The following is a 24,582-nucleotide window of genomic DNA, read 5'->3' as shown; positions in this document are numbered from 1 at the left end:
GCATGCGATCTTGAAGGCTGCCGTAACCCGGCGGCAGTCCTTCGTTCCACTTCGCCCAATACGACTAGCCGCACGGCTTTATTCGGTATCCTGTTCGACTGTCAGGCGGATCTTCGGGGCTCCGCCGCGAACAAGGTGGATCTATGGACAGTCTCAGTCACGTCATCACGCCGTACACCCATCCCGAGCGATGGACAGAGGATGAGAAGGCTCTCTTCGACCAAGGAAAATGCTGCTGGGTCATTGCGAGTGGGCGCGGGCGAATCGAGTACTGCGGCGAGCCGAGCGAGGAAGGGGCGTCCTTCGGCTACTGTCCAGAGCACACTGATCACCTTTTCGAGAATCACCAGTGTGCTGGCACCTCACCTGCCGATGACGTCATCCGTCCAGATTGTAGTGTTGTTGGGGCTCACCTGACGTAGGCGACCTTCAGTCCACTCAGAGTGCAGCATGATGATCATTTGCGGTTCAGTCTGGCATATCGCGCCGTCCGCGAATGCTCCGCGGCGTTGCGGCTGGTACCGATGGGCGATCGAGTCGAGAACGCCAAACCCTTGCCCTCCGCCAGCGGATCACCGTTCTCGAACGGCAGTTCAGTGTCAGCACAAGGGTGAGGTTCGCTCCCTGACTGGCCGAGCCTTCCTCGCCGACTGCCGATGGCACTGCCCTGCAAGGTTCTGCGCGCCCGGAGCGATACCCCCACCGCGCATCGACTCCAACGAGATCATGATTTCTCGTCCGTGGCTCCGTCCGTGAGACATCGAAGCGTTGGGTCGAAGGCTCGGAGCCGCCCAGCGAATGGCTGCCGAAAGTGATTGCGCTCAGCTGTTGGAGCAGCGGATTGTAGGGACTGAATCGCTCGAGATTGGGGATGGGCTCGCCGGGATCGACGGCCGCACAGCGGCAATCGCATCAGCACGCATCGCTACTGACTGTCCTCCCTCGCAGGCAGCATCGCTAGAGTTCCGTCGACCACTATCGGAGTTACGCAGATGTCATTGCTATCGCGGAGCCTAATCGCCTGCTGACTTAGCTCTGTAACGAGCTTGTCGTAGGCGTATCGCTTTCCTCTGGTATAACGCGAATCTTTGTTGTTCCAGTTTTCGTGGCTGAACCAGAAGACCAAATAGATTCCCTGCCGGAGGTCTGCGGGTTTGAGGTAGCGCTCAACGAGCTGCGTCTGCATTGCTGTGGTTACTTCGCTGTGTCAGCAGCCCTTAGTTTCGATAATTAGTGTGATGATATCTCGTGCGTTGCTGGTTGAGATCGCTTGAACATAGAGGTCAGTGCGCTCGCCCATCCGGGAGCCGGTCTTTCGTTGGATTTCGACTTCCCGGTTGACGATGACACCGCGCTGTGTGAGGTCCCGACGCAGGAAGTCGGCAGCGTAGTCGCTCAACCGGTCTTCGTTTTTCGGTTGGCGCATCTCTTCATCCCACAGGGCGAATGCCTGCGGTGTGGGGTGTCCTTGCAAGAGGCGCTGTAGCCTGCCGAGAGATTCGGTCACCACTGAGACGAGGTCTCTCTCATCATGGACGACCCGCCGTTGCTCATCGTCGAGAAGGGCGATGATCTGCGCAAGCTCAAGTCGCCGCGTGCTGTTCAGGCGAAGCAGCCGAGTGGCCTGATGAACGTGACTACGCAGCCAGGGCACGTCTGGCCGTGCCTCGATGATTCTTTCTAGTGCTGCGACGGCTGCTGGTGTTCCGCGTTCGGTTAGCAGGGATGGTATGCGATTACGAGCAATCGCCAGTTCCCGCCGGGGGGTGATGCGAGGTTCGGCATCCTCCGGGGGGTCGTCGTCGGGTGAGAATTGCTGCACCGACCATGTGTAGAGGTCGGCAAGATCTTCCTCGCTGAGGCGCGGGAAGAGGGTCGCGCCTGCCTGGGGCAAACTCAGGAAAAGTTGGGCACCCCAACTTGGATCCTCGCTAAGGATGTTCCATATCACTGGCCACACCTCTGTGGCGGCGTGGTGAAGCGCCTGCCGCGCTGCAGCGAGGGCTCGGGCGGGCTGCGTTCGACGAGGCTCGGGTTCCAGTGCGGCAAGTGCAACTGAGATCGCTTGGGGCGTCCTACTCTCAAGCAGGATTTCCAACACCGATGCTGCCGTCGATTCCGGCAGTGTGCGACTGGCCAAGGTAGAGGCGAGAAATTCTGAGAGGCGCGTATCGATGATGGGAGCGAGAAGGCGGGCCGCGAACAGCGAGTGGTCATGTTGGGCGGCTTGGTCGATGAGGATGTCGGTGGCCTTGATCACCTCGTCAGGGGCAAGTGCGTATGCCCGTTTGACCAACGCTTCTCTCACCGCTGCACTTTCGTCGTTGCCTGAAGACAGCGGGTAGTCGAGGGTGATGCCGGCCCATCGTCGCCAGACGTCTGCTGGGAGATCGTCTATAGCGGCCGGATCGAGACGAGACAGTAGAGCCAATGCACGGTATCCAGCCCACACCGGTCGCTGGACCGTGTTTGTGCTCAGAGACTGCTCAACATCGATCTGAGCTTCGCGCAGGTAGTGCTGGGCAGCAATGAGGAGGCTCTGCCGCTGTGCGGGATCGAGTAGGGTCCACCCGGGAAGCGTAGTGAGATCATCGTGACGCTCGTCACCGAAATGGGACGTGTCGGGAGTCACGGATAGCCACAGGTGCAACTGCCACCAGGCATCGTGGTCGCCGGCTGAGGCTGCTGCCGCGAGTGGACTCAGCCGATTACGAAGCTCTTCCACGCTCAGTCGCTTGACGCGATCGGGCTTGCGCCAGTGCTTTCGCAACTCCTGGACGTCCTCTTGGTCCAAACCCATCGGCTCGATCCACTGACGGGCAAGCTCGCCATAGAGGCGGCTACTTGCAGGGATATCGAAGATGATCTCTCGGTGGTCGGCGCGGGAGGGGTCGTAGAGGTAGCGGGCAAGGGTGAGAAGGCTGTCGCGCTCGAGAGATTCGTCGAGCTCGCTACAACGCTGCGTGAGCCAGGCGAAGTCATCGGCGATGAGGACGGGCGTTGGCAGAGCAACCAGGCCAATACTGTCGACTCGCGATTGAAGCGAAGAGATGACCTCGCTGGCCAGAGCCTGACGAACTCCGGCGGCCAGCACGGGAAGAGGCGGTTGGCTGCTGTGTCCTTGCCGCAGCAACCGATGCTCCGGAAGGCCATGCAAAATCAGGGCCGCTAGTGCCTGGCACACGGCTGGCCGAGAGGCATTGTGCCAGGCCAAACGGACAACGGCGTCCCAGAGATCATCAAGCCAATCTCCGGGCCACTCCTGATCGAGCTGTTGTGTGACCCAGTTCAGCGCGTCGGGAAGCTGCTCCTCGGTCAGAGACCGAGGCAGAACGACGCTCAGAAAGTACTGGTAGGCGCCCAAACTCTCCGGGCGCTGGGGTGGTGTCAGCGCAGGGAGCACATCGCTCATGCTGAGGTCGCGGGGGTACAGTGCAGAGAGCACACTCCCTTTGATCTCGTCGGTTCCAGGGCTGTCGGTTTGGATCAACGGCTTGAGTGCAGCACGTGCCGCTGGGTCGCTAGTGGCCCCCAACGTCGAGATGGCGGCGATCCGCAGTTCTAGAGGCTCAGCGCTATCCCCACCGATTTGTGCGAGATCCTGAGCCAAGGTTGGATCGTCAGCAGTTCGGGCGAGCCAGAGCGCCACATAACGCGCGGTGACACTGTCGCCTTTGTCTCTCAGTACGGGCCCGATCTGCTGGGTCAAGCCCGGGTGCATCAGATGGTGACAGTCCTGACGCAGATTCGGCGGCAGGTCGTAATCACGGGCGTTGGCAAAGAGCCCCGCAACAATCTCACGCCGTACCCGGTCGTCGGGGATCTCCACTGCGGTCATCGTGAAGCCGACTGGGTCGCGACGCGCGTAGTCGCCGTACAACTGCGGCTTCAGGGCGATGAGCCAACTAATAGTGCTGCGAAGGGCCTCTACAGGATTGCCATCGCCATCAGCGATGAGCCGGCGCACGCGGTCGTGCGGCAGATCGGCAAGGTAGCGGGCTGCTAGAAACTCCATGTAGGTCTGGTGAGCGAACCCGAACCGGTACGGGCCTCGCGATGAGAACAGCCCCGTGTTGCCCAGCATTGACCAGACCTCACGACCGGTGCCTTCTTGCCCGGCAAGGCCTGCCATCGAAAGATCGATGTCCTGTGACGGCCGCTGAACCGCCGGTCCAGTCCATACTGCTTCGGCAGCGCTCAAGGTCATCACGACAGCCAGACGTCCGGCCGCCTTCATCAGCTCTTCCGGCGTAACCTTCGTCTGATCCGCGTCTCGACGTAGCTCATCCCACTCGTCGCACAGCGCGGTGAGTCCGCGCTCATACAGCTCCAACTGTCCGCGACCCGGTGTCAACCCTCCGTTGGAGCCGCGGCTCATGTCCGCCAGCAGCAGTTGCAGCGTCACTGGCTTGATGGCCAACGGGACAGCGCCGCTAGCCGATAGGGACACTAGCGTCTGTTCCGGATCGAAGCCTTCACTGTGCACCATGGTGGCGACATCGATGCGCCGTAGCGGAGCGAGCTCATAGACGGCCACCTCCTGGGGGCCGAACACCTGTCCTAGACGCTTCTCCAAGCCAACGGGCCAGCCTGCCGTTCGGCATGCGAGTACCACTCTGAGCTGAGCGGATGCCAGGCGGGCAATCTCAGCCTCCACAATGCGAGGCAAAGTAGAGATGCGGCACTCGTCATATGAGTCCAGTATCAGCAACAACGGCTGAGGGTCGTTTCGCCAGCGCTCCAGGTCCTCGTTGCGAAAAACCTCCGCAACTAGACGCTCTTCTGAGGCATATGCGCCCAGGTCGTAACGGAACACAGCGCCACCGACAAGATCGGCACCGGTCGATAGCAGGCCCTTGGTCACCGTCGACTTGCCCATGCCCGGTTCACCGAGCAACACCACGCAGTGACCGTTGCGAACTACTTCTTCCGAGGTGACCAGGTCGCCGTTGACGTGCTGCCCTAGAAAAGTCTCGGGGTCGAGCAGATACCCATCGTCATCTAGCGACAGATTGCCTGCACGTGGACACCAATACCGCGGCGCCTGGCCGTATCCCTCATCGGTCACAAGAGCATTGTCCTGCAAACCAGCACACTCCAGCGCCACGGCACAGCTGGACGGAACGATGTCGGAGATGACGGCGAAGTAAGAGGACGGGACAATGGGTGCCGCCAAGGGTGGCCGGGGGCAGCGTTGTGGAATCGTCGAGCGGCGAAATGGCGGGGATGATGTCATCACCAGCATCACTTTCCGAGTCGGTGTCCTTCTGGCAGGCGCGGTCGGGATGGCTACCTGGCAAGGCCGAAGTGGTGGTCATCGGGGGTGGGCTGCTTGGCGTCAGTACCGCGTACCGGCTGGCCGAAGCCGGACTGGACCCGCTGCTGCTGGAAGCGGGGGTTCCCGGTACAGGCGCAAGTGGGCGTAACGCCGGCTTCGTGGGGCCGGGCTTGGCCACGCCTTACCCACAGGCCGTCGCGATGCTCGGACGCACTCTGGCCCGCGAGCTGCACCGCTTGACCATCGGCAATGTCGCACTGGTACGCCAGCTCGTGGCCAAGGAAGATATCGACTGCGAACTGTCGGCCGATGGCCAGCTCAGCCTCGCAGTCGGGCAGGCGCAATGGAACGCCACCCGTGAGCAGGCCGAGCTCCTGGCGGCCGACGGATTCCCCGTTGAGGTCGTGGAGCGGGCGCAACTCGGCCGATTCATCGGCACGCCTGTCGCTGAGCATGTCGGCGGCGCGCTGTACCAGCAGGACGCACTGTCGATCAATCCGGTGCGGCTGGTCATCGCTCTGGCACATGCCGCCCAGCGGCGCGGCGCCCAGATCATGACCGGCGTCCAGGTACGGTCCATTGCCCACCACAGTGGCCGGATCCAACTCCAGACCAACGTCGGGCCGTTGAGCTGCGCGGCGGCCGTCGTGGCAGCGAACGCCTGGACCCCCGCACTGGTGCCGCAGACGGCCGGGCTGATCACTCCGGCGCGCGCTCAGATGCTCGCGTACGCGCCCGCCGCACCGGTGTTCCGGGTGCCGACGGGCGGCTCGGTGAGCCCGACCGGCGAATACTGGCGGCAGACCGCTGACGGTCAGATCATCATCGGCGGTCGCCGTGATCTGGACGTGGGCTTCGCGACTACCGTGCAAACCCCGACCGATGAGGTCCAGGCGGCCGTCGAGCGGGTCCTGCCGGGGCTGTTCCCCGAGCTCGACTTGCCCCCTGTCACCACCCGCTGGGCCGGGGCGATGGCCCGCACCCCCGATCAGCTACCCATCACCGGCGCGTTGCCCGATGTGCCCGGTGCCTGGTTCGCGGTGGGTTGCAACGGGCACGGACTCGCCTTCGCTGCCTTCCTTGGCCACGCGCTGGCCCAGGCGATCATCGACCGCCACAGTCCTGACGTGCTTGAACCCTTCTCACTGGGGCGTCCCACCCTCAATGGTCTGGTACACCCATTTACCGAGTGAACCAACGCGCGGCGGCCCGCGTTCACATGCTGCTGGCCGGATACGAAGGGCTCTCGAGGATCCGGAGACGGCCTCGGATCAGGCCTTGGACACCGATTTCTGCCCTCGCTCAACCTCGCGCAATGCCGGAATGATGGAAGCTGCCATCACACGTGCAAACGCGGCACCCGCACTCCGTGGCGCTACAAGAGGCGCTCGCGATGAGCGGCAGCTTCCTCCCGGACTTCCGCAAAGAACGTCGCTGTGCGGCGCTTCTGCCAGTCCTCCTCGTCGAGGTCTTCAGCTTCGTCGAGCTCGGTCGCGTCTTCGGCGTACAGCAGCCAGCAGCCACGGATGCCGCTGAGCAGGTCCTCCAGAAGGTCGAGGGCCGGACGGGCGGGATCCAGCGGCGTGATCCGCAGGCCGAGCGCGTCCAGGCTCGGTTTGGGCTGGTCGTTGCGCTGCTTGTCGAGCAGTTGTTCGGCGGCGGCGATGTGCTGCTGGAGTGCGGTGATGTCAGGGATCTCGCCTTCGGCGACCCGCAGGGCGTCGCGGATCAGGGGCATTACGGCCTGGCGCGGTGTGGCGCCGTCGGCAATGAGTTCCAGAACGAGGGTGGGTGTCTCGTGGGGAAGTGCCTCGATGTTGTCAGCTTCGACCACGAGCTGGGTGGCGGGGAGCCCGGTGGACTCGGCGGTGATGGTGGCGGCCGCGTAGAGCCAGTGTGCGGCGGCGACGGCGGCTGCGGCCGGGTCGATCTCGGTGAAGAGTGCTTCGGGGCCGAAGGGGTTGTCGTGCAGCAGGCTGCTGGCTTGGGCGACCTGGACCGGGGAGGCGTCTTCGCGGGTGAGGGTGACGGCCTGGCGGGCGCGTTCGGTCAGGTTGCCCAGCTCGGCCTGCTCGATGGCGGCCAGTTCGGCGCCCACATCGATGGTGACGCGGGTGGTCAGCTCGGCAGCGTTGAGGGCGTGCAGGACGCGGCCGACCTGGTGGGCGGCTTCTTCGACGCGGATGTAGGACTGGATCATGAAGCCGTCGGAGGGCAGATTGGGCCTGGTCAACGCGGTGAGGACGCTGGTGAAGGCGTCGCGTTCTTCCTGCCGGCGTTCGCCTTCGGAGTTGGGTTCGTGGCTGCCGGCGGCGCTGGCCGGATGGGTGTAGCAGCGCCAGCAGGCGTCAGAGAGCTGCGTCAGCGTCCTGGCCAGGTGCAGTGCGTCGTGGCTGGGGATCCCGGCAGGAAGGTCGGCTACGTCCACCGCGATGTCTCCCAACCCGGTGTTCCAGGAGGCGATGAGGACGTTGCGGCGGTGATCGACGGCGTACCGGGTCAAGAACGCTCCTCGCGAATGAGCAAGAACAGTGCTGGGACACGCTCAGCATGGAGCATCAGCGGCCGGTTGAGTGCCGGATTCAAGAGGCGCGCCTGATCTTTCGCCCCGTCTGCTGTCAGAGCGAGTCCGGCCTGTGGCTGTTGGGCGTGGCGAGTACCGTGGGGTGGGTGGATCAGCGTGGGCCTGACCAGTACACCTTGCGGGCAGCCGTGATGGACGCCCACAGGGCAGAAGCCGAGTTCGATAACGCATGCGCCTGGTTGGAGGCGGCGATGAAGGGTCCGATGGACCCTCTCGCGGCCGAGGTATGGGTCTTCGACGAAGCGTTCCGGCATGTGCTGCTGGTCAAGCATCGCTGGCGCGGGTGGGTGCCGCCGGGCGGGCGAGTCGAGCCTGGCGAGAGGCCGCGGGATGCCGCCCGTCGTGAGCTGCTCGAGGAGACGGGGATTTCCGCTGATCTGCTGGAAGCACCGGCGGCGGTGACGGTGCGCTCCTACCACCGAGATTGGAGCGTCACGCTTGGCCTGTCCTATGGAGCCATCGTGGCCCGGTCACTGCAGGTCACAGAGGAGAGCAATCAACCTGTCGCATGGGTTCCTCTCTCCCAGGACTGGGAGGGCGCCTTCCCTGAAGATCGGCCACGCATCCGCCGGTACGCGAGCCAACTGTCCGAGCGGACGGGTGCGTAGCGAAGGGACCGCAGTTCCCGCCCGTCACAGGCTCAGTGGGGTGTTAAGGGACGCGCTCTTGAGGAGCGCGACGGTCCCATGACAGATGCCGCTGGCACTGAGTCCCTTGTCAGGCTTGGGCAGTGACGACGAGCCAGCGTGTTGTGACCTTCCGCGTCTTGTCGACCTGCTCGTAGGCTTTTCGCAGGATTTCCAGGCGCTGGGTGTGGGTGAGCTGTCCGGGCGGTCGGGCGAAGAGCGGGATCGACAGCCACGCGCGCTTCTCCTCCAAGGTGCCGGTGCGCGTGACGACGTCCGTGGTGACGGTCGCGAACCCGGCCGCCTTCAGTTGCGTCCGCAGGATGGCCGCCGTGGAAGACGGCCGGCGCCTCTGCTGGGGCGGTACGTAGCCGTAGTCCGCTACTGCGATGGCGATGATCAGGTCGTTGAGGGAGGCCGTGGCGTGAGGTTCTCGGTCGGTGAGGCCGGCGAATCGGCCGCCGATGTTGAACACGAACCGCCCGCCCGGCCGCAGCACGCGTCGTACCGCGGCGAAGACCGCGGTGGTGTTGGTCTTCCAGATTGCTGAGTTGCAGATCACGGCGTCAGCTGGCGCGGAGATGTGCTTGGCGAGGTCTTCAGCCTTGGCGGTGATCCAGGTGATGCGAGGCGTGTCGCGGTGGCGCCGCCCTACCGCTTGCATGGCGGGGGCACTGTCGATGGAGATCACGTGACCGTGTGGCGGGAGGCTCTCGAGGAGGACGGTTGCGGTGGCGCCTGTTCCGCCACACAGGTCGATGACGAGTTGCTTGTCGGTGAGATCGGCTCGAGCGGCCAGGTCTCGGCTGGCGTCGGTGTAGAAGGTGTGCTCGCGGGTGAAGCGGTCGTAGAGTTCCGCGTTGTGTTCGTCGTCCCAGCCGGTGAGGGCATCTGGGCGTTGCATCGGTTTTCGTCCTCATAGGTCGTATGGGCTGGTGTGGGTGCATTGCGGGCTGCGGTCGTGGTCAGAAGAGCGATTCTTGGACGGTGGTCGGTGGCGAGGCGTAGTTGCCGATCAAGACGCGGTGCCCCTTGAGCGCGTTGAGGTCGAGGACGTAGAGGATCTCGTCTCCGGCTGACAGCCGTGCCAGGGCGTGCGGTCCGGAGCAGGCTTCGATGCTGAACCCGTGCTCGCCGGTACGTAGGTCATGGGGGTAGAGGGCTCGTTCTGGTGAGCGTCGGGGGTCACGCACGGCACAGCTCTCGGCCGATGGCAGCCATGCCTCGCGTTCGGAAGCTATCCCGAGGGCGGCCAGCGTGGTGATCGCCTGGTCGACGGCCTTCGCATGTGCGTCATCGACGTGGCCGGGATCGAAGGAGACCAGCGCCGCGAGTTTTGCCGTGGCACGGATGGCCTGGGTGAGGCCGAGTTCACGACTGAGGGCGTCTTCCAGGTGACGAACAGCGCGCCCGTCCGGTGCCTGGGCGAGGTAGGTGGCGCGGATCGGGCCTTGCTCATCCAGCCGGGACTTGCGACGGGAGGCCGCCGCCGTTCCGACCTTGCTGACCGCGTTGGCGAAGGTGGCGATGTAGAGCCAGTGGGGTTGAGCCATGTAAGCGGCGAGGGCTGGTGGGGTGTGACCGCCCTGGTGGATCTGGTGGGCGAAACGGAAGTCGTCCCGCTCCAGGCAGTTGGCGCATTGGCCGCCGCGCTCGGCGAGGGCCTGCTGCGGGCAGGACAGGGGCACGACATGGACGGTGTCGGTGAAGGCGTAGCGGCTGGTGCAGAATCGGGCCGAGTCGACCACCTTCAGCCCCAGGTGCCGCCCGACGACCTCGATCTGCCCGAGGGTGCCGGTCGTGGTGTCCGCCAGGAGAAGGGTGGGCCTGCCGGTGGCCCAGGTGACGCCGTGCCACAGGTATCGCCGGTCGGGTTCGAGCTGCATGCGGCCTTCCTGATTCAGGGAATCTGGATGTCGAGGCGTTCGGACAGTAGCGTGATCGTCTCGGCCAGGACGGCGTCCGCGTCCTTGTGAGTGACGTCCATGGATGCCCAGGTCGCATCGGTCGCCTGCCGGCGCAGTTCCTCGGTGACGTCCGTTTGGTAGGAGACGAACGCCTCGCTGGTGGAGCCGATGCGGCCTGCCTCCAGGGCGGTGAAGTCGCCGTTGCGTCGGCGTAGGGCCTCATCGGCACTGATGCGGAGGAACAGGATGAGGTCGGGCGGGGTGAGGCGGGCGAAGAGCTGGCGGGCCAGGTCGGTGGGGACGTCGGGACAGACGGCGTAGCGGGCGAGGATCTTGTGGTGGGCATTGTCGAGGATGACGTGGACCCCCGCTCGCAGGGCAGGCTGGATGATCAGCCGGTCCTGGAGGGCGTACCAGGCGGCCAGAGCGCAGAGCCAGTAGTGATTGCCGCAGGCGGCGCCCACGGTCGGATCGCGGCGGTAGACGACCGTGTTGACGCTGTCCACGTAGGCGGATAGCTCGGCGCTCATCGGGACCTCGGTGGTGTGCTTGCCGACGAGGATCGCGTTCTTGTTGGCGTCCTTGAGCGCCGTGTGGAGGGCGGCGGCCAGCGTTGATTTGCCGGCGCCGTCGATGCCGGTCACCGTGATGAGCTTGCCGGGTGCGCCGGTCAGGATGTGCACGCGTTGGTTCCTTCGCTGGTTCGTGTCGTGGGCATGCTCCGTAGCCGGAGCCGGATGATCTCGTGGATGCGGTCGAGGAGGACGGCCCGCTGTTCGATGACGGTGGGAAGTCGTTCGTTGGACAGGTCGGCGGGATAGGGGCGGGCCAGGTTGTTGGAGACGACGTGGAGATAGCCGAACTCGATGCCGGAGGTGTGGGCGGCGCGTCCCATGTGGCCGATCTCCGGGTCGACGAAGTGGTGGCCGTGCTGGCGGGCCAGCCAGTTGGTGTCCTCGAACAGGATGGAGGGCGAGGTGACGTGGGTGCCGGAGCGGACGTCCGGTTGGCCTGCGGCGAGGTCGCCGAAGAAGTCCGGCCAGGTCACGCGGCCGTCGGGCAGGACGCTGGTGTGGCCGGTGGCCAGGCAGGTGTTCGGTGCGATGTGCGGGTCGAGAGAGCCGACCTTGCCGACGTAGACGATGCGGCGGGCGCCCAGGGCGGCCAGGCGGGCTACGACGCGGCCGGCCACGTCGCCCCAGATGCTGTGCAGGTAGCCGAGGTAGAGCACGCGCCGTCCGTCGACGTTGGTGCGTTGCCAGGCGTGGCCGGGGCCGTGGGTCCAGGTGGTGGCGTTGGCGAACCGTTCGAGGCCCCAGCCGACGACGATGAGGTCGTCTGCCGAGGCGTCGATGTCCAGCCGGTCGACGGCGGCCCGGCAGGTGTGTTCGGAGGGGAGCGTGTAGTCGACTTGGCCGCGGTAGCGGCCGACCATGTTCAGGTAGGTCGCGATGATGAGGGCGTAGTGGTGGACGTAGTCCACGCCGGGGAAGCACTTGATGATCAGGTGGGTGCCTTGGACTTGTGCGGTGGGGCGTTGCCAGTTGAACAGCTTGTCGTTCTTCTCGTGGGCTGAGATCAGGCAGTGGCGGTCGTAGCCGGCGACGACCGAGATGCGGGCCCAGTCGTAGTCCTGGATCAGGTGATGGACCTTGATCTTGAGGTAGCGCAGCAGGCTCGCAGTGTTCATGGTGTGCCGGTAGAAGTCGATGGGGGATGCTGCGAGAGCCCTTTGCTCGGACGCGTGATCGATGAGTGTCGGGCTCGTCATGTGGGTGTCCGGATCTCGATGGGGCAGCCGGTGGCGTACCGGACGGCCTTGATGTTGTCTTTGATCAATGAGAACCGGCCCGGTTCGATGTGTTGCACGGTCTCGACGCGCGGAGTCCGGATCTTCTCGTAGGGTCCGTCGGGCAGCATGCGGATGCCCATGGCGCCGAGCAGGACCGGCGCGGCGGCGTCGACCGAGCTGATCCATTCGTGCCGGCGTTGTTCGAAGAGCTCCAGATGACCGGTCCGGCCCAGGCCCAGCAGCCGGTAGATCCGTCCGGGGTCGACCATGCCGTGGGCTTCGAGGTGCTCTGTTGCGGTGAGGCGGTTCTTGGAAAGCGCGCGGCTTGGCTCCTTGCCACGGGAGGCGGGGAAGGCGATCGCGCCGACGTAGTCGCGCGTGATGAAGTGGTCGTAGCAGCGGTGCCAGTCCTCGTCGGTGGCGGCCTGGACGACCGCGCACAGCCGGAACTTTTCGCTCAGGTCGAGGATCTGTGCCGCCGCCAGGTCGCTGGCGCGCATGGTGGCGGAGGCGTCACCGATGACATCCGGCAGGATGATCTCTGCGGCGTTCACCGCTCGGGCGGCTCGGAGGAGCTCGCACGGCTTGAGCGACTGGCCCAGGTCGAAGACGCCGTTGTCGAGGATGATCGTGGCGCCGCGGCGTTCCTCTTCGAGGAAGAACGCCCGGTAGGCCGGATCGAGCAGGACGCGCTGGGCCGCCACGTGGTGGACCGTGGCGGGCGTCTGAGCGACGAACTCCCGCAGATAGGCGGCGGGAGCGATGACGGAGAAGCTGATGCCGTGCAACGGGGTGCGGCTACCTGGCACGCTGACCGCCCCAGATCAGCACGTGCTCACGGGTGGTCAGGTTCCAGCCGTGCTGAAGCGCGGGGGCCGCGGCCATGCGCATGTGCTCCATCACGCGCTCGGGGGTGGTGCCCTCGGGGCTCAGCCAGATCTCGGTGAGCCCGAACTCAGCCTGAAGTGTGGCGACCTCCGCCAGGTCGTCCACAGTGCTGACGACGAACTTCCATCTGGCTCGGCCGCTTGCTTCGAGCTGCCTGATAGCGTCCGGTTTGATGCGCTTCTTGCGCGGCACCGCGGAGCTGGCGAGTTTGAGGCCGGCGTTGAAGGCCACGCCCGCGGCGACCAGGTCGGGGCCGGGCTTGATCGTCGCGTTCGTCTCGATCTCGACGTGCCGGTCGGCAAGCCGGGCCTGGTGCGCGAGGTGCAGGACGGCGTCTTTGTGGAGGAGCGGTTCCCCGCCGGTGATGACGATCAGGTCGATCGGGGGGAGGGTCGGGTCGGCCGTGGTGGGGTCGAGTTGGATCAGCTCGTCCCAGATCGCCTGTGGTGTCAAATGTCGTGCACCTGCGGAGAGGTCGTGCTTGGCGCTGTTCCAGGTGTATTCGGTGTCGCACAGCATCGAGCCTTGCGCTGGACTGTGACGGCTGGTCGGCGCGTCGGTGTAGCCGCAGGTCAGGTTGCAGCCCAGGAAGCGGACGAAGAGGGCGCGACGGCCGAGGTTCACTCCTTCGCCCTGGAAGGAGTAGAACAGTTCGGCGATCGGAGCGGGCCGCTGTCCGGTCGGGATGGCGATCGGCAGCAGGTCGGCGGACATGGGTTTCCTCTCGGTGGGATCGAGATGCGGGTTACGCGTCCGGGGGGAAGCCCCTGGGTCAGGGTCGGTATTCGGCCCAGGTGGCGGGCGTTTCGCTGACCCGGACCGCTTCGAGAGCTGCGGTCGTGGGCAGCGGGAGGTTCGTGGCGCACCACTCGAACAGGCATCGAGCGAGGTTCTCGCTGGTCGGCTCCACGTCGAGACCGGTGTTGAGCGCTTGGTGGTCGAAGTGCTCAGCCAGATGCTGCTTGACCGGAGCGAGGTCGGCGAAGTCGGCGACGAAGCCGGGACCGGTCAGCTCGGTGGCCGTCACCACCACCTCGACGGTGTAGGAGTGGCCATGCAGGCGGCCGCACTTGTGTCCCTCGGGCAGGCCGGCCAGCTGGTGGGCGGCCTCGAAGGTGAATCGCTTGCCGATACGGAAGGTCATGCGGCTCTCCGCGTCTGTGGTGCGGCGAGTTGCAGGAACTCCGCGCGAGCGCCGGGATCGTCCCGCAGATCACCTCGGCAGGCGATCGTGACCGTCTCAGCACCCTGAGCACGAACTCCGCGCCTGGTCATGCACAGATGCTCGGCCGCCAGGACGACACCCACCCCGCGGCATTCCAGCCGCTCCTCCAGGAAAGCCGCGATCTGCTGACCGAGCTCCTCCTGTACCTGCATGCGCGCCGCGAAGGCCTCCACGGCCCGGGCCAGCTTCGACAGACCGGCGATCCGAGCAGCGGGCAGCACGCCGACGTGCGCGACCCCTGAGAACGGAAGCAGATGGTGCGCACACAGCGAGGTGAACGGCACGTCGCGCGCCAGCACCAGCTCGTGCTGCCCTTCCCGGTTGGGGAAGGTGGTGAACTCCCAAGCCGGGCAGTTGAGCAGTTCGGCCAGCCCGGCCACCATCCGAGCCGGTGTCCGGTCGGCGGCCTCACTGCCGTCGCTCACGCCGATGGCCGTGAGAAGGGCTGCGGCGGCCTGTTCGGCTGCTGCGACGTCGATGCCTGGCGATCCTGGGATGAAGGTCGCGGGCAGGCGATGGTTTTCGGGGTGTGCGATGAGCACCTGATGTCCTCCGATCGAGGTTCCGGCGGGCACCCCAAGCCAACCGTCCGGTAAAGCGCCAGGCCACGGCATCGGTGCCGCATCGATGCGGCACCTTTGCGGCATCGCAGCCGGTGATCGTGCATGTGCCGTACGCTGCACTTGACGGAACGACGCGGGCGGAGGTGCGCCTTGGCGGCCAAACGCAGGCGCCTTGCCGAACGGAGGAAGGCGCTCGGCTACAGCCAGGAATTCTTCGCCGACCAGCTTGGCATCGACCGCACCACGGCCGGACGGTGGGAACTGGGCAAGACCGAGCCCTGCCCCTACATCCGGCCCAAGATGTGCGACCTGCTGAAGGTCACCCCGGACGAACTAGATGACCTCCTCGCCCTTCGTGAGGAACACCCGCAAGCGTCCGTCGCCACCTCAACCCCGGTCGTCATCGGCAGGGTCGTGACTGAAGCCCCGCTGACGGGTGAAGGTGACGACATGTACCGTCGTGAACTTCTCCGCCTGCTGAGCATCGCCGGCACGCTCATGGTGCTTCCCCAGCCGGCCAACGCCGACGTCCAGGAATGGGTCGGCCCATCCGACGAGGCCGACGACGTCGAGCAGCACGTGCTGCTCAGCGGCCACCTCTGGCAGGTCTTCGCCTTGTCCAAGTCGAAACGGCTGGTCTATCCGCTGGTCCATGACCAGCTCAAGCTCCTGGTCAAGCACCTGGACCAGGCTCATTCAGCGCGAGCCCGCCAGCAACTGTGCGTGGTGGCCTGTGATCTTTTCCAGCTCGCGGGAGAGATCTGCTTCGACAGCAACCGCTACACCGACGCCGCCTACTGCTACACCATGGCCGTCAGCGCCGGTCGCGAAGCTCGCTGCTACGACCGCTGGGCCTGCGCTCTCACCCGGCAGGCGTTCGTCAACCTGTACGAGCATGAGTATCCCCAGGCCACCGCGGTGCTGTCCGCGGCCGCACGCATCGCCCAGCGGGGTGACAGCCGACTGTCCACACGGCACTGGGTCGCCGCCGTGCATGCTGAGGCCCACGCCGGACACGGCGACCAGGCGGCATGCGAACGTGCTCTCGCCGTCGCGGACGAAGTCCTTGATCTCGCCGATCCCGCCAGTCCTGGAGGGTGGCTCCGCTTCGACGGCTCTCGCCTGGCTGATCAACGTGGTACCTGCTACCTGACTCTCGGCCGGGCCGATGCGGCCGAGGCCTCACTCCTCGCCGCTCTCGATCAAGCCACCTCGCTCCGGCGCCGGGGGAGCCTCCTCACCGACCTCGCAGCCCTCGGCCTCCAGCGCCGTGACCTGGACCAGTTCCTGCACTTCGCCGGCGACGCCGTGGACCTGGCCGAGCAGACCCAATCCGCGGGCTACGTCGGCAGGAAACTGCACGGCATCCAACAGCAGCTCCAGCCCCTTCTCTCCGACAGCCGGGTGGTACAGCTGAACGACCGCATCGCCCACCTGTCGGCCCCCGCCCCACACTGAGAGGATCAGGATCACGATGCAGAGCACGACGGACGAGCAGGGCCGCATCTTCCGCGAGGCCTGGATCGCGGGAGTGCACAAGCACTTCCCGGGAGAGCCCAAGCCCTCCTACATCACCCCGTGGGAGGAGACACCCGAGTGGGAACGCCAGGCCGCCGCCGCTGTCTGCAGTCAAGTGCGTTCCTTCGTCGAGATCAGCGCCGGCCATACGGCCAAGCTGACCCGCGAGCAGAAGGGCAGATTCGTCGCTTTGTGCTGGATCACCCAGATCCATAAGCACATCGACAACCCCAAGCCGTCTTACGTGGCCGACTGGGACGAGCTTCCCGAGTGGCAGCGCGAGACCGATGCCGACATCTTCGAACACATCGAGAACAGTGCCTAGCGGACGAGCTGGCCTGACTGCGATGACCCAGCATGTTCAGTAGTTGCGAGAACGACGACACGCAGGGCCGCACAGCCAAGCTCGCTAACATAGAGCAAGTGCCATCTGACAATCCGTCATCAGTTGAGTCCCCCGAATTCCTCCGCGACGCGATGGTCGCCGAGCTGCGAGAGCGCGGCGCCATCCGCTCATCCGAGATCGCCGCCGCCTTCGCCAAGGTGCCCCGCGAGAAGTTCGCTCCCGAAGCGCCCGTCTCCGCCGCCTACTCCACCCGCGACACCGTGGTCACCAGGCGCAACGCCGATGGCAAGGCCACCAGCTCGATCAGCGCCCCCTGGCTACAGGCCGAGATGCTCGAAGCAGCCCGCCTGCAGCACGGGATGCGGGTGTTGGAGATCGGCAGCGGCGGCTACAACGCGGCGCTCATCGCCGAGCTCGTCGGCCCGGACGGGCTGGTGATCAGCGTGGACATCGACCCGTTCGTCACCGACCGCGCCACCCGCTTCCTCGCCGAGAGCGGCTACCCGCAGGTGAAGGTGGTGCTCGGGGACGCCGAGCATGCTGCCGACGAGCTGGGGCCGTTCGACGTCATCCTCGTCACGATCGGCGCGTGGGACTGCCCCTGGGGCCACCTGCTGGCGCCCGGCGGCCGAATGATCGTCCCGCTGCGCTTCTGCGGGCTCACCCGCTCCTTCACCTTCGTCCGCGACGGCGACCACTTCGCCGGCCTCGACCCCACGGTGTGCGGGTTCATCCCCATCCAGGGCGCGGGCGCCCACCAGGAGCACGTGGCGGCCCTGGCCGGCGGGACGGTGAACCTGCTCATCGACGCCGGCCCCGACCTCGACACCGCGGCGCTCGACCGAGCGCTGGACGGCGACCGCACCGAACGCTGGACCGGCGTCACGGTCGGCCACAACGATCCCTTCGACACCCTTCACCTGTGGGTCGCGGCCCAGACCGAGACCTTCGGCGTGATCTGGGCCGACCCGCAGCGCGGCAGCGACCGCATCGAGCCCGCCATGCGCTGGTTCACCCCCGCACTGATCACCCCGGACAGCTTCGCCTACCTCACCATGGGCCCGGAGCGGCGGGACGGCGAGAGCGGGGAACGCCGCTACGAGCTCGGCGTCCACGGCTACGGCAAGCACGGCGACGCCCTGGCCCGGCAGCTCGCCGACGAGGTGGTGACCTGGGACCGCGACTGGCGCCAGCACCCGGACCCGGACTTCACCCTGCACCCGATCGACGCCACCGTGCCGGCGCCGGCTATCGGCCGGGTCTTCCCCAAGCGTCACACCCAGCTGGTCATGGCTTGGACGTGACCCTCCGCAGGGGGAGAGTCCGCTTGTGACGCATCCCCGCCTGGCCGCCGCCGTCGAACTCCTGCGTACCAACCCTCGTTATCGCCGGTACGCGCTCGCCCGGATCTCCTCCACGATCGGCAGCACCGTCGCACCCCTGGGACTGGCGTTCGCGGTCGTGGACCTCGGCGGCGGCGCCACGGCGCTCGGCCTGGTGCTGATGAGCGGACTGCTGATCTTCCTCGTGGTCACGCCGGTCGCCGGCGTGCTGGCCGACCGGCTGCCGCGGCTGTCCATCATCGTGGCCTGCCAGCTCGTCAGCGGCGCGGCCCAGCTCTTCGCGGCCGGGATGGTGCTGACGGGCACCGCCACAGCGGGGGCGCTGGCCGGGCTGACCATGGTCGCGGGCGCGGCGGGCGCGTTCTTCCAACCGGCCGCCAAAGGGCTGGTGCCGCAGCTGGTGCCGCCGGGGCCGATGCTGGTGCAGGCCAACGCACTCCTCCAGATCTGCTTCAACGCCGTCGCGATCCTCGGACCTGGACTGGCCGGCCTGGTGATCGCCGCGAGCAGTCCCGGGCTCATCCTCGCCTGGGACGGCATCAGCTTCGCAGTGTCCGCCGCGCTGTTTCTCACCCTGCGCCCTTCACCTGGCGGGCGCCCGGAGCGGCGACGCTTCCTGGCCGACCTCGCCGAGGGATGGACCGCCTTCGTCGCGCGCCGGTGGCTGTGGGCGCTGACCGTCCTGAGCATGGTGACCTCGTCCTGCTGGGCGGCAGGAATGAGCGTGCTCGGCCCGATCTACGCCACCCAGCACCTGGGCGGCGCGGCCGGCTGGGGCCTGGTCAACTCCGCGATCGGCGTCGGGCTGGCGTGCGGCTCGATCACCTCGCTGCTGTTCCCGCCCGTCCGCGTCGGGCTGGTGCTGTGCGCTGGCGCCATCCCAGAGGCGCTGCTTCTGGCCGGGATGGCGGCCGACGCCTGGCTGCCGGTCCTGGCCGTGACCGGAGCGCTCACCGGCGCCGCGGGAACACTCAACCTGATCGTCTGGACGTCGTTCCTGCAGGAGACCATCCCGGAGGAACAGCTCAGCCGGATCGTGGCGGCCAACGCCACCGTCGGCAGCCTACTGGTGCCCGTCGCGTACGCGGTGACGGGGCCGCTGGCTGACGTGGTGGGCGTGCGGGCCGTCCTGGCGGGGTGCGGGGGTGTGGTCGTGGCGGGGGCTGTTGGCGTCGTCAGCCTGCGAGAGGTTCGCCGCCTCCGGGCGAGCAGCCATCAGGGCATGGCCAGCGGCTGAGGTGCACCCTGCAGCAGAACGGGCACGCCTTACGGAGGCGGGCGCATGGCCGGAAACGCCGAAGGTCCCGCTTCGAACATGTCACGAGGTGAGGGTGCCTAGACGTTTCGAGGGGAGCGGACGTGCTCGATCCCGAGTTACGCGATGAGCTGCTGGCGCGGATGGAGCGTGATCAGCACGTCCGGCTGAGTGTTCCGGTGGGGGAGCCGTTGTCGGCGGAGCTGCTGGAGGAGTGGGACCGGGTGGACACCGGCAACACCGCGTTCCTCAAGCGGGTCATCGACGAACACGGCTGGCCCGGCCACGACCTGGTCGGCGAGCGCGCCGCCCAGGCGGCCTGGCTGCTGGCTCAGCACGCCGACCGCGATCGCGACTTCCAGCGCCGCTGCCTGCCGCTGCTGCGCGATGCGGTTGCCCGAGGGCAGGCGGCTGCGCGGCACCTGGCGTACCTGGTCGACCGGGTGCGGGTGGGCGAAGGACGTCCTCAGGTGTACGGCACCCAGTACCTGCAGACCGCCGAAGGCGGGTTCGGCCCGCACCCCATCGAGGACCGTGAGCACCTTGACGAGCGCCGCGCTGAGATGGGGCTGGAGCCTCACGCCGAGTACGACCGGCACATGCGCCAGTACAAGCAGGGTTGAGGGGCACGTCATCCGGCGCAGAATCCCACCCGTACAGAGCGAATTGCTGTTGGTGAGGTACCGCGCAGAGGTGTTGACGGGCTTATCAGCCCAAGAGGCGATGGCATGCGACGTTGCGCACCAGGAACTCCCACTTGTGGGGTGGGAACATCTCATCGCACTTCATGCCGAGTAGTGATGTGCCTTGATCGCCCCCGAGGGGCGCCCGTGAGTACGAGGAAGGCCCGTTCTGTGCGCGCTTTGATCGAGGGGCCGGCCGAGACGAGTGACGGTCGTCTGCGGTGTCGGTCGGCCGTCGCGGCCGTACGAGTTCGCGGCGAGCAGGTCGCTCATCGACGTGTGTACGGTTCTTGACTGCGCCCACGTGCTTGGCACCGCGGCTGCCGCTGTCACGCTCGCCGGTCTTTCGGCGTGAGGAACCGGCGGTGCCGGTCAAGGAGGCCGTTGAGATGCTCGCCGTGCGCTGCGACGGAGCAGAGTCGGGGCCAACATGATTGTCGGCGGGCTGTTGCGAGGCGTCCTTGGCTTGAGGCAGCGACACGTGGTTGCGTCCGCGGAAGTGGTGTACGAGTTTGACCTGGTCAGCAGGTGTGGCGTCGTGAAATGAGAACGGTCATCGCGTGATCCTTCGTAGCAACGATTCCAAGAAGGAGAACGGCGATGACCGCGGACAACAGTGTGTCGCCTGAGCGGTGGCTGGCGCAGCAGATCGAGACCGGTGACCCGGATCTGTTGCGATCCATGGTGAAGACCATGGCCGAGACGTTGATGTCGGCCGAGGCCGACAGCCTGTGCGGGGCCGCCTACGGGCAGCGCAGCGACGAGCGGACCAACTCCCGTAACGGCTACCGGGCGCGCGAGTGGGACACCCGGGCGGGCACGATCGAGCTGGCGATTCCGAAGCTGCGCTCGGGCTCGTACTACCCGGACTGGCTGCTGGAGCGACGGCGGCGGGCCGAGCAGGCGCTGATCAGCGTGGTGGCCACCAGCTACCTGCTCGGCGTCTCCACCCGGCGGGTGGACAAGCTGGTCGAGCAGCTCGGCATCAAGCACATCTCCAAGAGCCAGGTCTCGCAGATGGCCAAGGTGCTGGATGAGCAGGTCGAAGCCTTCCGCACACGCGCCCTGGACGCCGGCCCGTACACCTTCGTCTGGATCGACGCCTTGACCCAGAAGGTGCGTGAGGGCGGCCGCACGATCAACGTGCACGCGCTGGTGGCCACCGGCGTCAACGCCAACGGCCAGCGCGAGGTGCTCGGCCTGGAGGTCACCTCGGCCGAGGACGGCGCCGGTTGGCTGGCGTTCCTGCGCGGCCTGGTCGCCCGCGGCCTGTCCGGGGTGCAGCTGGTCATCTCCGACGCGCACCGCGGCCTGGTCGAGGCGATCGGCGCCGCCCTGCCGGGCGCGTGCTGGCAGCGCTGCCGCACCCACTGGAGCCGTAAAAAATCAAGGTGTCGATTCTGTGACTGCTGGGTTGTCGTCGTGTGGTGTGAGGGCGTTCAGGAGCGCGTCGGCGCTGGAGTAGCGGGTTGCGGCTCGGGTGACGGTGTAGTCGGTCTCCTCCAGCAGCGGGCGGACCCAGATCTGCGCGTTTCCGATGGTTCGCCGGCTCACCTGAAACAGCTCGGCCACGACTTGCCAGGTGCAGACCTTGCGCATGCCAAGGATGACCGCCAGGACGCGCTCGGCGTCGGTGATCTTCTCCTGGAAGATGCCTCCACGAGCGCTGGCCTGCCGGTCACCGCCGCGCTGGCGATGCTTGCGCTGCTCGGCCTCGGCGGCCTGCCGCAGCGACAGGCGCTCGGTCAGCGCGGCCAGTTCCGGGCGGCTCATCCCGGTCAGTGCCGGATCGGCGAGCAGCGCCAGCCGGTTCGGCCGTGCCGGGACGGTGTTGCTGTCCAGGAAGTCGCGCAGCGCACCGGCGCTGGTGAAGCGCAGCACGGTGGGCTTGATCGTGAGTTTGCGGGCGGCCAGGAGCTTGCCGGTCTCGGTGATCGCCTGACCGATCGGCGGCTGGCTGATCTCGAGCATCTCCGACAGGACGCGCTGGGAGCAGATCTGGCGGAGATAGACAATGGCGATCAGGGTCTTGTCGGCGTCGGTGAGCAGGGGGCGTCCGTGGTTAGCCTTGGCCTGCCGGCGTGGGCCACCACGGATTTCGAAGTTGCGCTGCTCGGCCAGGGCCGCCTGACCCGGAGCCAGGCATGCGGCCAGCTCGTTCAGCTCCTGGCGGCTCATCCCAGTCAGCCGGGGATCGGCCAGAGCATGCAGGCTTTCGGACCGGATGCGCGCCTGGTCATCGCATGGGGACAGGGGCGGGTGGCCGTCTGCCGGGCTGATTGTGTAGTTCCAGGCGCCGCGCTCGGTATGCGGGACGATGGGCAGCATGCTCATCCGCTCGGCCGACACCGACACGCCCAGCGGGTAGGCGTTGGTGTCCAGTTCGGCCGTGACGGTCAGCCCGGTGTGGGTGCGGGTCGCGGCGATGCTGTTGACCACGACCTCGTGGCTGGTCAGCGGCCTGCCGCGCCAGTTCATGGTGATGTGCGAGAACAGCCGGTGCTCTATCTTGTTCCACTTGCTGGTGCTCGGCGGGAAGTGGCAGACGGTCACCGTCAGCCCGGTCTCGGCGGCGAAGCCAGCCAGCTCGGCCTTCCATAACCGGAAGCGATAGCTGTTGGAGCCTCCGCAGTCCGCCGTGATGAGCAGCCGGTTCGCGTTCGGGTAGTCCAGGCTGCCGCGGCCGCGCCACCAGCGCCGGATCGATTCCACCGCGAACGCCGAGGTGTCGTGGTCGATCCCGACGTTCACCCAGCCCGTGTTGCGGGCCATGTCGTAGATTCCGTACGGGATCGCGTGCGGCACGTGCGGACCGGTGAAGAAGAAGCTGTGGTCCTCAACCCGGACCGGGTCGCCCTTGGGCCTCCATTGTCGGCCGGGGTTCGGCAGATCGCCCAGATACTCCTTCTTCTTCGTGTCCACGCTGATCACCGGCTCACCGTCCGCCTGATGAGCCTTGACCTGCTCGTTGATGTAACGAAATTGCGCGTCCCGGTCCGGATGCTGCTTGCCTTCCAGCGTCTTGGCATTGGCCTGCAAACTGAAGCCTTGGTCCTTCAACAGCCGGCCCACCGTCGGAGCCGAGACCGGACGGCCCTGCCGGGTCAGTTCCTGGGCCAGATCACGCAGCGACCTGGTAGTCCAGCGCAGCGGCGAGGCCGGATCCCCGCGCTCATCCGGCTCCACCAGCGCCAGCAGTGCCAGCACCAGATCCGGGTCCTGAGCTTCAGCCGTCTTGCGACCGCCACCACGACGACGGACACGGCCATCCGGCAGCGGATCCTCACCGGCCTCCAGCTCGAACACGCCGGCACGGACCGTCGTTTCGGACACTCTGGCCACTGCCGCCACCGCCCGCACCCCACCATGTCCGAGCAGCCGAGCCTCCTGGCCCATCACCAGACGCCGCTGCCGCTCGTTCAAATGCGGAAACAGCACCCTGAACCGCAAGGAAAGCTGATCGCGGACTTCGTCCGGTATGCCCATACCAGGCCAACGAGTTCAAGATCGAAAAGCAACGCCTTATTTCTTGACGGCTCCACTACCTGCGCAATCTGCTCACCACCGTGCCCAAGTCGGCCCAGCCGTGGGTGGCCACCCTGGTGCGCACCATCTTCGACCAGCCTGCCGCCGAGCAAGTTCGCGCCCAGCACGCCTGGGTCATCGACGCCCTGGAGGCGAAGTATCCGGCCGCATGTGAACATCTGGACGCCGCCCGCGAGGACCTGCTCGCCTTCGCTGCCTTCCCGCGTGAGACCTGGCGGCAGATCTGGTCGAACAATCCGCAGGAACGGTTGAACAAAGAGATCCGCCGCCGCACCGACGTGGTGGGCATCTTCCCCGACCGGCCCTCGATCATCCGGCTGGTCGGCGCGGTGCTGGCCGAACAGACCGACGAATGGACCGAAGCCCGCCGCTACATGGGCCTGGACATCCTCGCCAAAGCCCGCGTCCGGCTGATCACCGGCGACACACCGACCCCAAATCCACTTCCGCACACACTTACCGCTTAACCTGCAGAAACAGGATCACGCGAAGATCGATTCATACACCACGTCCGTGGACGTGGCCCGACACGTGCTGGTTGCCGGGATTGCTTACCCCTACGCTGCCTATGGCTACCGCGGTGGCTATGACGGCGGCGGCTCCGCCCGCCTGCAGCAGCGTTCTGGCGCGTACGCGTCCACGCGGTGGTTCACCCTTTTCGGGCATTCCTGGCTCCCCCATGCCTTTGATGCTTGCGGTGAAGCGTACCTGTGGTGCTTCGGCTATTCTGCGGGCTTTGATCTTCGCTTGATGATTCATGACTCTGGAGTCGCACCCGGTTCACTCCGGCAACTGCACCGCGTATGAAAGGGTCCTGTCTTCTGTGTGTATCGACGGCTGCGATTGGATTTGGAAGGCAGCCGCTTCCGTAAAGGGTCACGCAACACGTCTGACCATCGGGGATGGTGTGAATGTCTGCTTCGCCCATCGGGCCACGCCGTGGATGTGTGGAGATGTGCTCTTAAAGAAGAGTGCTCTTGCATCACTGGGCTTACTGGTTGGATACCGGACGACGCGTGGTGGCTTAC

The 24,582-nt window shown here is 66.3% G+C and carries 19 protein-coding genes and 2 pseudogenes; 10 read left to right on the top strand and 11 right to left on the bottom strand.

The window, feature by feature from the left end:
• Nucleotides 1-1,207: 1,207 nt before the first annotated feature.
• Nucleotides 1,208-5,248, bottom strand: a complete 4,041-nt coding sequence (locus HD593_RS40395) for a hypothetical protein (protein WP_185107519.1) — start codon at nt 5,246-5,248, stop codon at nt 1,208-1,210.
• 11 nt (nt 5,249-5,259) lie between these two features.
• Between HD593_RS40395 and HD593_RS40390 the strand changes: the two genes are divergently transcribed.
• Nucleotides 5,260-6,471 (top strand): NAD(P)/FAD-dependent oxidoreductase, encoded by a 1,212-nt coding sequence (locus tag HD593_RS40390; RefSeq protein ID WP_185107517.1) that lies wholly within the window; start codon nt 5,260-5,262, stop codon nt 6,469-6,471.
• Between the two features lie 182 nt (nt 6,472-6,653).
• On the opposite strand, the gene HD593_RS40385 is transcribed toward HD593_RS40390, so the two are convergent.
• The gene (locus HD593_RS40385) at nt 6,654-7,781 is read right to left on the bottom strand and encodes a hypothetical protein (protein WP_185107515.1); all 1,128 of its coding nucleotides are present in this window, start codon (nt 7,779-7,781) and stop codon (nt 6,654-6,656) included.
• Between the two features lie 47 nt (nt 7,782-7,828).
• Here HD593_RS40385 and HD593_RS63790 point away from each other — a divergent pair, with 47 nt between their 5' ends.
• Nucleotides 7,829-8,470 carry an NUDIX domain-containing protein gene (locus HD593_RS63790; protein ID WP_281402496.1) on the top strand — a complete coding sequence of 214 codons (642 nt, stop codon included), beginning with the start codon at nt 7,829-7,831 and terminating at the stop codon, nt 8,468-8,470.
• 109 nt (nt 8,471-8,579) lie between these two features.
• On the opposite strand, the gene HD593_RS40375 is transcribed toward HD593_RS63790, so the two are convergent.
• The 8 genes from HD593_RS40375 to folE form a co-directional block, all read right to left on the bottom strand.
• Nucleotides 8,580-9,392, bottom strand: coding sequence for a class I SAM-dependent methyltransferase (locus HD593_RS40375; RefSeq protein ID WP_185107513.1), 813 nt, complete (start codon nt 9,390-9,392; stop codon nt 8,580-8,582).
• Nucleotides 9,393-9,453: 61 nt separating this feature from the next.
• Nucleotides 9,454-10,374, bottom strand: a complete 921-nt coding sequence (locus HD593_RS40370; RefSeq protein WP_185107511.1) for a DUF2797 domain-containing protein — start codon at nt 10,372-10,374, stop codon at nt 9,454-9,456.
• A 14-nt stretch (nt 10,375-10,388) separates the two neighbouring features.
• Entirely contained in the window at nt 10,389-11,078 is a 690-nt protein-coding gene (locus tag HD593_RS40365) for a dTMP kinase (protein WP_185107509.1), read from the bottom strand.
• Complete coding sequence (locus tag HD593_RS40360; RefSeq protein WP_185107507.1) at nt 11,066-12,085, bottom strand: nucleoside phosphorylase-I family protein; 1,020 nt, start codon at nt 12,083-12,085, stop codon at nt 11,066-11,068. Before HD593_RS40360 ends, HD593_RS40365 begins: the two co-directional genes overlap by 13 nt.
• Nucleotides 12,086-12,162: 77 nt before the next feature.
• On the bottom strand, nt 12,163-12,975 hold the full coding sequence (locus tag HD593_RS40355; RefSeq protein ID WP_185107505.1) for a hypothetical protein: 813 nt from the start codon (nt 12,973-12,975) through the stop codon (nt 12,163-12,165).
• A gap of 10 nt (nt 12,976-12,985) precedes the next feature.
• Complete coding sequence (locus HD593_RS40350; protein ID WP_185107503.1) at nt 12,986-13,789, bottom strand: 7-carboxy-7-deazaguanine synthase QueE; 804 nt, start codon at nt 13,787-13,789, stop codon at nt 12,986-12,988.
• Nucleotides 13,790-13,847: 58 nt separating this feature from the next.
• Nucleotides 13,848-14,219, bottom strand: a complete 372-nt coding sequence (locus tag HD593_RS40345; protein ID WP_185107502.1) for a 6-pyruvoyl trahydropterin synthase family protein — start codon at nt 14,217-14,219, stop codon at nt 13,848-13,850.
• Nucleotides 14,216-14,842, bottom strand: a complete 627-nt coding sequence (folE, locus tag HD593_RS40340) for a GTP cyclohydrolase I (protein WP_312904061.1) — start codon at nt 14,840-14,842, stop codon at nt 14,216-14,218. The genes HD593_RS40345 and folE overlap by 4 nt, the downstream gene beginning before the upstream one ends.
• 171 nt (nt 14,843-15,013) lie before the next feature.
• Between folE and HD593_RS40335 the strand changes: the two genes are divergently transcribed.
• The 6 genes and pseudogenes from HD593_RS40335 to HD593_RS40310 all read left to right on the top strand — a co-directional run.
• A complete protein-coding gene (locus HD593_RS40335; protein WP_246546967.1) occupies nt 15,014-16,321 on the top strand; it encodes a helix-turn-helix transcriptional regulator in 1,308 nt (435 codons plus the stop codon).
• A 16-nt stretch (nt 16,322-16,337) separates the two neighbouring features.
• Nucleotides 16,338-16,706 (top strand): hypothetical protein, encoded by a 369-nt coding sequence (locus HD593_RS40330; protein WP_185107498.1) that lies wholly within the window; start codon nt 16,338-16,340, stop codon nt 16,704-16,706.
• 98 nt (nt 16,707-16,804) lie between these two features.
• Nucleotides 16,805-18,031 (top strand): methyltransferase, FxLD system, encoded by a 1,227-nt coding sequence (gene fxlM, locus HD593_RS40325; protein WP_185107496.1) that lies wholly within the window; start codon nt 16,805-16,807, stop codon nt 18,029-18,031.
• 25 nt (nt 18,032-18,056) lie between these two features.
• A complete protein-coding gene (locus tag HD593_RS40320; protein WP_185107494.1) occupies nt 18,057-19,307 on the top strand; it encodes an MFS transporter in 1,251 nt (416 codons plus the stop codon).
• Between the two features lie 122 nt (nt 19,308-19,429).
• The gene (locus HD593_RS40315; RefSeq protein WP_221525220.1) at nt 19,430-19,948 is read left to right on the top strand and encodes a DUF6624 domain-containing protein; all 519 of its coding nucleotides are present in this window, start codon (nt 19,430-19,432) and stop codon (nt 19,946-19,948) included.
• 660 nt (nt 19,949-20,608) lie between these two features.
• Nucleotides 20,609-21,385 (top strand): annotated as a pseudogene (locus tag HD593_RS40310) (IS256 family transposase); the annotation flags it as partial.
• Nucleotides 21,386-21,394: 9 nt separating this feature from the next.
• Here HD593_RS40310 and HD593_RS40305 read toward each other — a convergent pair.
• Nucleotides 21,395-23,494 carry an ISAzo13 family transposase gene (locus HD593_RS40305; protein WP_185101737.1) on the bottom strand — a complete coding sequence of 700 codons (2,100 nt, stop codon included), beginning with the start codon at nt 23,492-23,494 and terminating at the stop codon, nt 21,395-21,397.
• Nucleotides 23,495-23,541: 47 nt separating this feature from the next.
• On the opposite strand from HD593_RS40305, the pseudogene HD593_RS40300 reads away from it, so the two are divergent.
• Nucleotides 23,542-24,021, top strand: a pseudogene (locus HD593_RS40300) (transposase); the annotation flags it as partial.
• Between the two features lie 46 nt (nt 24,022-24,067).
• Nucleotides 24,068-24,361, top strand: coding sequence for a hypothetical protein (locus HD593_RS60620; protein ID WP_221525219.1), 294 nt, complete (start codon nt 24,068-24,070; stop codon nt 24,359-24,361).
• Nucleotides 24,362-24,582 lie beyond the last annotated feature (221 nt).

The sequence above is a fragment of the Nonomuraea rubra genome (assembly GCF_014207985.1).
Classification (GTDB): Bacteria; Actinomycetota; Actinomycetes; order Streptosporangiales; family Streptosporangiaceae; genus Nonomuraea; species Nonomuraea rubra.
The sequence above is the reverse complement of the archived record's forward strand: the minus strand, read 5'-3'. Positions and strand labels throughout refer to the sequence as shown.

What these genes read in the sequence shown, in the direction of transcription:
- HD593_RS40305 (WP_185101737.1), bottom strand. Translation starts at nt 23,494, where the DNA reads ATGGGCATACCGGACGAAGTCCGCGATCAGCTTTCCTTGCGGTTCAGG.
- HD593_RS40345 (WP_185107502.1), bottom strand. Translation starts at nt 14,219, where the DNA reads ATGACCTTCCGTATCGGCAAGCGATTCACCTTCGAGGCCGCCCACCAG.
- HD593_RS40370 (WP_185107511.1), bottom strand. Translation starts at nt 10,374, where the DNA reads ATGCAGCTCGAACCCGACCGGCGATACCTGTGGCACGGCGTCACCTGG.
- HD593_RS40350 (WP_185107503.1), bottom strand. Translation starts at nt 13,789, where the DNA reads ATGTCCGCCGACCTGCTGCCGATCGCCATCCCGACCGGACAGCGGCCC.
- HD593_RS63790 (WP_281402496.1), top strand. Translation starts at nt 7,829, where the DNA reads ATGGAGCATCAGCGGCCGGTTGAGTGCCGGATTCAAGAGGCGCGCCTG.
- HD593_RS40330 (WP_185107498.1), top strand. Translation starts at nt 16,338, where the DNA reads ATGCAGAGCACGACGGACGAGCAGGGCCGCATCTTCCGCGAGGCCTGG.
- HD593_RS40360 (WP_185107507.1), bottom strand. Translation starts at nt 12,085, where the DNA reads ATGAACACTGCGAGCCTGCTGCGCTACCTCAAGATCAAGGTCCATCAC.
- HD593_RS40375 (WP_185107513.1), bottom strand. Translation starts at nt 9,392, where the DNA reads ATGCAACGCCCAGATGCCCTCACCGGCTGGGACGACGAACACAACGCG.